At 71.0% G+C, this 8,483-nt stretch carries 8 protein-coding genes; 3 read left to right on the top strand and 5 right to left on the bottom strand.

What is annotated here, in order from left to right; genetic code table 11:
• Positions 1-825, bottom strand: an 825-nt coding sequence (locus VNS22_RS26490) for an efflux RND transporter periplasmic adaptor subunit (protein ID WP_325737922.1), incomplete at its 3' end; no start/stop codon positions are given.
• 460 nt (positions 826-1,285) lie between these two features.
• On the opposite strand from VNS22_RS26490, the gene VNS22_RS26485 reads away from it, so the two are divergent.
• A complete protein-coding gene (locus VNS22_RS26485) occupies positions 1,286-2,971 on the top strand; it encodes a formate--tetrahydrofolate ligase (protein ID WP_325737920.1) in 1,686 nt (561 codons plus the stop codon).
• A gap of 88 nt (positions 2,972-3,059) precedes the next feature.
• Positions 3,060-4,778 carry a M10 family metallopeptidase gene (locus VNS22_RS26480; protein ID WP_325737918.1) on the top strand — a complete coding sequence of 573 codons (1,719 nt, stop codon included), beginning with the start codon at positions 3,060-3,062 and terminating at the stop codon, positions 4,776-4,778.
• Between the two features lie 407 nt (positions 4,779-5,185).
• Here the strand turns inward: VNS22_RS26480 and VNS22_RS26475 are convergent, their stop codons facing one another.
• Entirely contained in the window at positions 5,186-6,262 is a 1,077-nt protein-coding gene (locus tag VNS22_RS26475; protein ID WP_325737916.1) for an ATP-dependent 6-phosphofructokinase, read from the bottom strand.
• A gap of 85 nt (positions 6,263-6,347) precedes the next feature.
• Here VNS22_RS26475 and VNS22_RS26470 point away from each other — a divergent pair, with 85 nt between their 5' ends.
• Positions 6,348-6,572 carry a YdcH family protein gene (locus VNS22_RS26470; protein WP_235031388.1) on the top strand — a complete coding sequence of 75 codons (225 nt, stop codon included), beginning with the start codon at positions 6,348-6,350 and terminating at the stop codon, positions 6,570-6,572.
• A gap of 17 nt (positions 6,573-6,589) precedes the next feature.
• Here VNS22_RS26470 and VNS22_RS26465 read toward each other — a convergent pair whose 3' ends face one another.
• From VNS22_RS26465 to VNS22_RS26455, 3 genes are read right to left on the bottom strand one after another with little or no spacing between them, the layout of a single operon-like run.
• Entirely contained in the window at positions 6,590-7,699 is a 1,110-nt protein-coding gene (locus VNS22_RS26465) for a 5-(carboxyamino)imidazole ribonucleotide synthase (RefSeq protein WP_325737913.1), read from the bottom strand.
• A gap of 27 nt (positions 7,700-7,726) precedes the next feature.
• Positions 7,727-8,245, bottom strand: a complete 519-nt coding sequence (gene purE / locus VNS22_RS26460; RefSeq protein ID WP_325737911.1) for a 5-(carboxyamino)imidazole ribonucleotide mutase — start codon at positions 8,243-8,245, stop codon at positions 7,727-7,729.
• Entirely contained in the window at positions 8,242-8,478 is a 237-nt protein-coding gene (locus tag VNS22_RS26455) for a carbon storage regulator (protein WP_325737909.1), read from the bottom strand. Before VNS22_RS26455 ends, purE begins: the two co-directional genes overlap by 4 nt.
• Positions 8,479-8,483: the final 5 nt, after the last annotated feature.

Here is an 8,483-nt window from a genome sequence, read left to right as displayed (position 1 = left end):
GTCCGGCCGGCCCAGCGTGTTGAAGCGCACCGGCATGCCCAGCTCCAGCTTGGGCTGGTCGGCCTCGGAGACCTGCACCTCCACGGTCATGGTGGCGAGGTCGGCGATCCGCAGCAGGATCGGCGCCGACTGGTTGGCGTTGAGCGTCTGCCCCTGCACCGCACTCACCGACACGACCGTGCCGGACATGGGGGCCGCGATCTTGGTGAAGGACAGGTTGGCAAGGTCGGCGGCGAGCGTCGCTTCCTGGCCGGAGATCTGCGCCCTGGTCTGCTGGATCTGCGCGTCCAGCACCCGGACCTGCGATTCGGCGATGTCCAGCTCGTCGCGGCTGGTGGCGTTGCCGCGGAACATGGTGCGCTGGCGCTCGGCCTGCGCCAGGGCCAGCTCACGCTGGGCCTCCTGCTGCGCCAGCACCCCTTCCAGCCGGTCGCGCTCGGCCGTGTCGGTGGCGAGACGCGACTGCAGGACGCGCGAATCGATCTCCGCCAGCAGCTGGCCTTCCTCGACCTGGTCGCCGATCGCCGCGTTCAGCTTGGTGAGCTGCCCGGACACCTGCGCGCCCACGTCCACGTAGGAGGCCGGCTCCAGCGTGCCGAGCGCGCTCACCAGGTCGGCCACGTCGCCGCGCACCACCTGGACCGTCCGCAGCGTCCCTTCCTGGGCCTGGCCCTGGCGCTGCCACCACAGATAGCCGCCCCCGGCGGCCGCCACGAGCAGGACGAGCGCCAGGACCATCAGCCAGCCGCGCCGCCCGCTGCGGGCGGCACGCCTGGTTCCGGCCGGTCGGTGCGTGGCTGCGACGGAAGGCGCGAGGTCGGTCATCGTTCTCCGCTACCGGGCGCAGGGATGCGCCCTGATCCTGGCAGGAAATGTTGCAGGAGAGATAGGCCGGCAACGCTTCGCCAGTATGTACAGCCTTGTAACAGTCGGTTGCAGCAATGGCAGCCTCCTATTGCGCAACGGTTGATGTTGCGGATGGCGGTAGGCGGGACTTTCGCCGACCCGGCGGTTCATGCGAACATGGCCAGCCCCCGGGCCCGCCCGGGCAGGTCTGCCGGTGCGCGTGCACCTGATGCGGATGTTGCGAAACGAACCCGAGGAACCGGCCCGGATCAAGGGCTTGGATTCTTTCGACAGCTGCGGGCAGCGCATCCCGTCCCTGGCCTGGCAGGCTGAAGGAAGATCAGGTCGCTCCCAGGCGGTCACGCCCCGCCGGCCGTGTGCTCATTGCTAGCCTCAACGGAGGCGGCTAGAGGCGGCCCGGAAAGGGAGAGGTGACGAGATGGCGAGCGACATCGAGATTGCCCGGGCGGCGAGCATGCTGCCGATCCAGGAGGTTGCGGCCAAGGTCGGGATCGGGCCGGACGAGCTGCACCCCTATGGCCGGGCCATCGCCAAGGTCGACCATGCGGTGATCGAGCGCCTGCAGGACCGCCCGGACGGCAAGCTGGTCCTGGTCACCGCGATCAACCCGACCCCGGCCGGCGAGGGCAAGACCACCACCACGGTGGGCTTGGGCGACGGGCTGAACCGGATCGGCAAGCAGGCGATGATCTGCCTGCGCGAGCCGTCGCTCGGCCCCTGCTTCGGCATGAAGGGCGGGGCCGCCGGCGGGGGCTATGCCCAGATCGTGCCGATGGAGCAGATCAACCTCCACTTCACCGGCGACTTCCACGCGATCGGCAGCGCGCACAACCTGCTGGCCGCGATGCTCGACAACCACATCTACTGGGGCAACGAGCTGAGCCTGGACGAGCGCCGGATCACCTGGCGCCGGGTGGTCGACATGAACGACCGGGCGCTGCGCCAGATCACCAGCTCGCTGGGCGGCGTCGCCAACGGCTTCCCGCGCGAGGACGGCTTCGACATCACGGTCGCCTCCGAGGTCATGGCGGTGTTCTGCCTGGCCATGAGCATGCCCGACCTGGAGGAGCGGCTCGGCCGGATGATCGTGGGCTACACCCGCGACCGCAAGCCGATCCTGGCGAAGGAGCTGAAGGCGCCGGGCGCCATGGCGGTCCTGCTCAAGGACGCCTTCATGCCCAACCTCGTGCAGACGCTGGAGAACAACCCGGCCTTCGTCCATGGCGGCCCGTTCGCCAACATCGCCCATGGCTGCAACTCGGTGATCGCGACGCGCACCGCGCTCAAGCTCGCCGACTACGTGGTGACCGAGGCCGGCTTCGGTGCGGACCTGGGTGCCGAGAAGTTCTTCGACATCAAGTGCCGCAAGGCCGGGCTGACCCCGGACTGCGCGGTGATCGTCGCCACCATCCGGGCACTCAAGAGCAATGGCGGGGTGGGCAAGGACGAGCTCGGCAAGGAGAACCTGGAGGCGCTGCGCCAGGGCATCGTCAACCTCGCCCGCCATGTCCGCAACGTCCGCAAGTTCGGCGTGCCGTCGGTGGTGGCGCTCAACCATTTCACCACCGACACCGAGGCCGAGCACGAGTTCGTGCAGCGCTACTGCCGCGAGGAGCTGGGCGTCGAGGCCCTGGTCTGCCGGCACTGGGCGGAGGGCTCGGCCGGGATCACCGAGCTGGCCGAGCATGTCGTGCGCCTGTGCGACGAGGGCCATCCCCTGGACGGCCGCGGCTTCACCCATCTCTATCCGGACGAGCTGCCGCTGCTCGACAAGGTCCGCACCATCGCGACCGAGATCTACGGGGCGGCCGACATCGTCGCCGACAAGAAGATCCGCGACCAGTTCGCCGAGCTGCAGGCCGCGGGCTACGGCCATTTCCCGATCTGCGTGGCCAAGACCCAGTACAGCTTCACCACCGACCCCAACGCCAAGGGCGCGCCGTCCGGCCACGTCCTGCCGATCCGCGAGGTCCGCCTGTCCGGCGGTGCCGAGTTCCTGGTGGTGATCTGCGGCGAGATCATGACCATGCCGGGCCTGCCGCGCCGGCCCGCTGCCGAGACGATCCGGATCGACGAGGAAGGCCGGATCGAGGGCCTGTTCTGACGGCCATGGCTCCGGCCGGCCGTTAACCTCGGCTTAACCGCCCGGCCCCTACGCTGCGCACCCTGACTGGGCAGCGTGGCGAGGGGCCATGGCAGCGTCGATCGAGCAACCGTCCGGCGGCGCGGCCACCCCCATGGCCGCCCTGCCCGCCGCCGGCTCCACCCATGGCCCGGTCGGCCGCAGCGGCGATGCCATGGTGGACGCGCTGCTGGGCGGTACGCGCTGGCAGTCCGGCGGCGGCACGACCACCATCACCTACAGCTTCGCCGACGCCGGCTCGCAGTGGCGGCTGGGCTACGGCAACGAAGAGCCGGACTTCTGGGCCGGCGACTTCTCCGCAGCCGAGCAGGCGGTGATCCGCCAGGCGCTGGGCGCCTGGACGGCGGTGGCCGACATCCGCTTGGTGGAAGTGGCCGACGGCAGCGCCGAGGCCGGCACGCTGCGCTTCGGCCGCTCGCTGCTCCCGTCCACCGCCTGGGCCTATCTGCCGGGCGGCGAAGCGGAGCATGGCGACGTCTGGCTGGGCCAGCAGCGCTTCCCGACGATCGACGACCCGGAACTGGCCGACTGGGTCTATGCGCCCGGCACCTGGCGCTACTTCACCCTGATGCATGAGGTAGGGCACGCCCTGGGCCTCCTGCACACCCATGACGGCGACGGCGTGGGCGCGCCGCTCGATCCCGCGGTCGACTGGATCGGCGCATCGATCATGAGCTACCGCTCCCACCCCGGCCAGGGCGCGCTCGCCGGCTATGGCGTGGAGTTCTACCCGACCACGCCCATGGGCCTGGACGTCGCCGCGATCCAGTTCCTCTACGGCGCTGCCCAGGCCGCACCCGGCAACACCAGCTGGCGCTGGGCGGAAGGTGCCCGGGTCTACCAGACGATCTGGGACAGCGGCGGCATCGACACGCTGGACTGGTCCAACCAGACGAGCAGCGCGGTGATCCGGCTGGCGGAGGGGAGCTGGTCGGAGCTAGGCCAGCCCTACCGGTGGAGCGTGGATGGCGGTGGCAGCCTGCCCGGCACGCTGTTCCTCGCCGAGGGCACCTGGATCGAGAACGCGCTGGGTGGCCAGGGCAGCGACCGGATCGAGGGCAACCACCTCGCCAACCGCCTGGAGGGACTGGGCGGTGCCGATGTCCTGCTGGGGTTCGCCGGCCCCGACGCGCTGTTCGGCGGCGAGGGCGACGATCGCCTGGAAGGCGGCGAGGGCGACGATCTCGCGTCGGGGCACATGGGCGCCGATGTGATCCTGGGTGGCGAGGGCGACGACGCGCTGTACGGCTTTGCCGGCAATGACCGGCTCTATGGCGAGGCCGGGCGGGACAGCCTGGCCGGCGGTGACGGCGCGGACCGGCTCTACGGCGATGGCGGCGACGATCTGCTCGACGGTGGTTCCGGGGACGACTGGCTCTATGGCGGGATCGGGGACAACCGCCTGATCGGCGGGGCTGGCGCCGATCTGCTGGCCGGCGGGGGCGGGTCCGACTGGCTGGTGGGCGGGACCGGCAACGACCGCCTGGACGGCGGCAGCGGCGACGACCTGATCCTGGCCGGTGAGGGCGACGACCTGGTGACTGCCTGGTACGGTCAGGACGTGATCGACGGCGGGGCCGGGACCGACACGCTGGAGGTGGGCTTCGCCGCCTCGGGCTACCGCCTGGAGGGCACGCTCGCGGCGGCCCGGCTGGTCGACATCATGCCCGACGGCGGCGATCTCGGCCTGGATCTCCTGCGCTCGGTCGAGATCGTCCGATTTCTCGACCGCACGCTGGTCTGGCAGGGCGGGCAGTGGCAGGGCTGACGGCTGCGGGGCCGTTCGCCGGCGCAGCTCGCCGGGCTGCCCGACCTCGCCGACCCTGGTACCGCCGGCAGGATGCTGGTGGCGCGCCGGCTGGCCGGAGAGCAGGCAGTCCCGCCGCGCAGGTAGTCCCGCCGCATTGTGTCGGCCGGTGATGTCCCGGCACTCGACTGCCTGCTCCCGGATGGGTTGGTGCTCACCGGCCACAGCCGACGGCACATGGGCAAGGTCGCGGCAGCTGTATGCGCTGGGACCACGCGGTCACTCCCACCGCCGTGCCGGCCGGCAGCCATGGCGGCATGCCGCTCGCCGGCTGGTTCATTCCTACCCGCGTCTGGCCAAGCGGTGAGCAGGGTCAGCAGGCCGAGGCGGGCTGCTGCTCGGCGGCCGCCCTGATCGTTTCCTGCCGCTCAGACCGGCTCGCCGAACGAAATGCCGAGGCCGCGCGCGGTGTGCAGCAGCGTGTCGTTCAGGTCGACCGCACGGGTCCCGGCGGTGGCCTCGGCCAGCGGCACCGCCACGACCTTGCGGTCCTGCCAGGCGACCATCCGGTCGAACTCGCCCCTGGCCACCAGGTCGACCGCTGCCACCCCGAACGCGGAGGCGACCACCCGGTCGAGCGGGGTGGGCGAGCCGCCGCGCTGGACATGGCCCAGCACGGTCACCCGGCTCTCCGCGCCGGTGCGCTTGGCCACCTCCTCGGCGATCACCCGGCCGATCCCGCCATAGCGGCTCTGGCCGTGCGCATCGGTGACCGTATGCACCATCCCTTCCGGCGACTTCACCGATTCCGCCACCACGATCAGCGAGAAATTGCGGCCGATCCGCCGCCGCTCCTCGATCTTCGCGCAGACCGATTCGATCCGGTACGGGATCTCCGGGATCAGCACGACGTCGGCACCGCCCGCGATCCCGGCCGAGAGCGCGATATAGCCGGCATCGCGGCCCATCACCTCCAGCACCATCACCCGGTTGTGGCTGGCCGCGGTCACGTGCAGCCGGTCGACCGCCTCGGTCGCGATCTCGACCGCGGTGGAATGGCCGACCGCGTGCTCGGTCAGGTTCACGTCGTTGTCGATCGTCTTGGGCACGCCCACCAGGTTCCAGCCGCCCGCCAGGGCCAGCTTGCGCAGGATGGCGAGGCTGCCGTCGCCGCCGATCCCGATCAGCGCGTCCAGGCCCAGCTCATGATAGCCTTGGATGATCTCCGCCGAGCGGTCGACCGTGCCGCCGCCCTCCACCGGATAGGCGAACGGGTTGCCGCGGTTGGTGGTGCCCAGGATCGTGCCGCCCAGATGGAGGATGCCCCGGGTCGTGTCCGAGGTCAGCCGGGTCGCGGTCACCGGGCGGCGCAGGAGGCCATGGGTCGCTTCGTGGATGCCGTACAGCTCCATCCCATAGCCATAGACCGCGCGCAGCATCACCGCCCGGATGATGGCGTTGAGCCCGGCGCAGTCGCCGCCGCTGGTGAGCACCCCCAACCTCATGCCATCCTCCCGTCCACAGGCCGGCCGCCTGCCAAGCTGCGTGTGCCGTCGAGAACTGGTATAGTCCGAACGGGTGGAGCGGGGAGTGATCGATCGGACGATGGCCCAGGAAATCGACAGGCGCGAGATCGATACCGAGCTGGAAGGGCTGCGCGCCGCGCATCGCGCCCTGGACGATCTGATCCGGCAGCTCGCCGCCGAAGGCTCGGCCGATCAGCTGCACCTGCAGCGGCTGAAGAAGCGCAAGCTGATGCTGAAGGATCGCATCAGCACCATGGCAACCGACCGGATCCCCGACATCATCGCCTGACCGGCGGCTTGGCCGCTTCAGCTGGCCTCGCCGCCCTCCAGCCGCTCCGGCCGGCCGTTCAGCGGGTAGAGCCGGTTGACATGGCCCATCTTGCGGCCGGGCTTGGCCTGGACCTTGCCGTAGAGATGCAGGCGGTCGCCCGGCGTGGCCAGGATGCCGGCCCACTCGTCCGCCTCCGCACCCAGGAGGTTGCGCATGATCGCGTCGTGATGCCGCGCGGGATCGCCCAGCGGCAGCCCACAGACTGCGCGCACCAGTTGCTCGAACTGGTCGGTCCGGCAGGCATCCATCGTCCAGTGCCCGGAATTGTGCGGCCGGGGCGCCAGCTCGTTCACCAGGAGCCGGCCGTCCGTCGTGCAGAACATCTCCACACCCAGCACGCCCACCAGGTCCAGCGCCTGGGTGATGCGCTCGGCGATCGCGATCGCCTGGTCGCGCTGCGCGGTGCTCAGCCGGGCCGGTGCCAGGGTCAGCGCCAGGACATGGTCGGCATGGCGGTTCTCGACCGGGTCGAAGCTCGCCTGGGCGCCGTCCGTCCCGCGGGCGGTCACCACCGAGAGCTCGAAGTCGAACGCGACGAACGCCTCCAGGATGGCCGGGCCGCCGCCGATCCGCTCGAGCGCGCCCTCCAGGTCCGCCTGGTCGCGCAGGGTGGTCTGGCCCTTGCCGTCATAGCCGAGCCGGGTGGTCTTGAGCACGGCCGGCAGGCCGATATCGACCGCCGCCCGCGCCAGCTCCGCAGCACTGTCGACCGCGGCGAACGGCGTGACCCCGATGCCCAGTCCCTGGACGAAGCGCTTCTCCGCAACCCGCTCCTGGCAGATCGCCAGCGCCGCGGCGCCCGGCCGGACCGGCACCCGCTCGGCCAGGCGTTCCACCGCCGCGGTCGGCACGTTCTCCCATTCCAGGGTCACGACGTCGACCGCGTCGGCGAACCGGTCGAGCGCGGGGCCGTCGTCGAAGGCCGCCCTGGTATGGGCCGCCGAGACCAGGGCGGCCGGTGCTTCGGCGTCGGGTGCGAAGATGTGGCAGCGATAGCCGAGCCTGGCCGCGGCCAGCGCAGTCATCCGGCCGAGCTGGCCGCCGCCGAGGATGCCGATGGTGGAGCCGGGCGGGATGATGGGCACTTGGCAGAGGTCCCTTGGCGGAGGGTTTCAGTCCTCGACGCTGTCCGGCACCGTGGCGGTCTGCTCGGCCCGCCAGCCATCCAGCCGCTGGGCCAGCGCGGGGTCGTTCAGCGCCAGGATCGAGGCCGCGAGCAGGCCGGCATTGATCGCCCCGGCCTTGCCGATCGCGAGCGTGCCGACCGGTACGCCCCCCGGCATCTGCAGGATCGACAGCGCGCTGTCCACACCGCCGAGCGCTGCGGTCTGCACCGGCACGCCCAGGACCGGCAAGGGCGTCAGCGAGGCGATCATGCCCGGCAGATGCGCGGCACCGCCCGCACCGGCGACGATCACCCGTATCCCCCGGCCGCGCGCCTCCCTGGCGAACTCGAACAGGCGCTCCGGGGTGCGGTGGGCGGAGACCACCCGCGCCAGATGCGGGATCTCCAGCCGCTTCAGCACTTCGCAGGCATGACACATCGTCGCCCAGTCGGAGCGGCTGCCCATGACCACCGCGACCCGTGCGGCGTCCTCGGCCGGGAGCTCCGCGCGATCAACTGTGCTCAAAGCGGTGCCTCGGGCTCGGCCGCCTTGGCCAGGTCCTGCAGGCTGGCGGGGTCGGCGGCCGCCTGCTCGTTCGCCTGCTTGATCTGCAGGAAGACTTCCTCGCGCAGCACGCTGGCATCGGGTGGGAAGCTGAAGCCCAGCTTCACCGTCCGGCCCTTCAGCTCGACCACCCGTACCTCGATCGCGTTGTTGATGATCACCGCCTCGCCCTGGCGGCGCGTGAGATAGAGCATCGTGC

Origin of the sequence: Geminicoccus sp. (assembly GCF_035556675.1) — a bacterium.
Lineage (GTDB): Bacteria > Pseudomonadota > Alphaproteobacteria > Geminicoccales > Geminicoccaceae > Geminicoccus.
The sequence above is the reverse complement of the archived record's forward strand: the minus strand, read 5'-3'. Positions and strand labels throughout refer to the sequence as shown.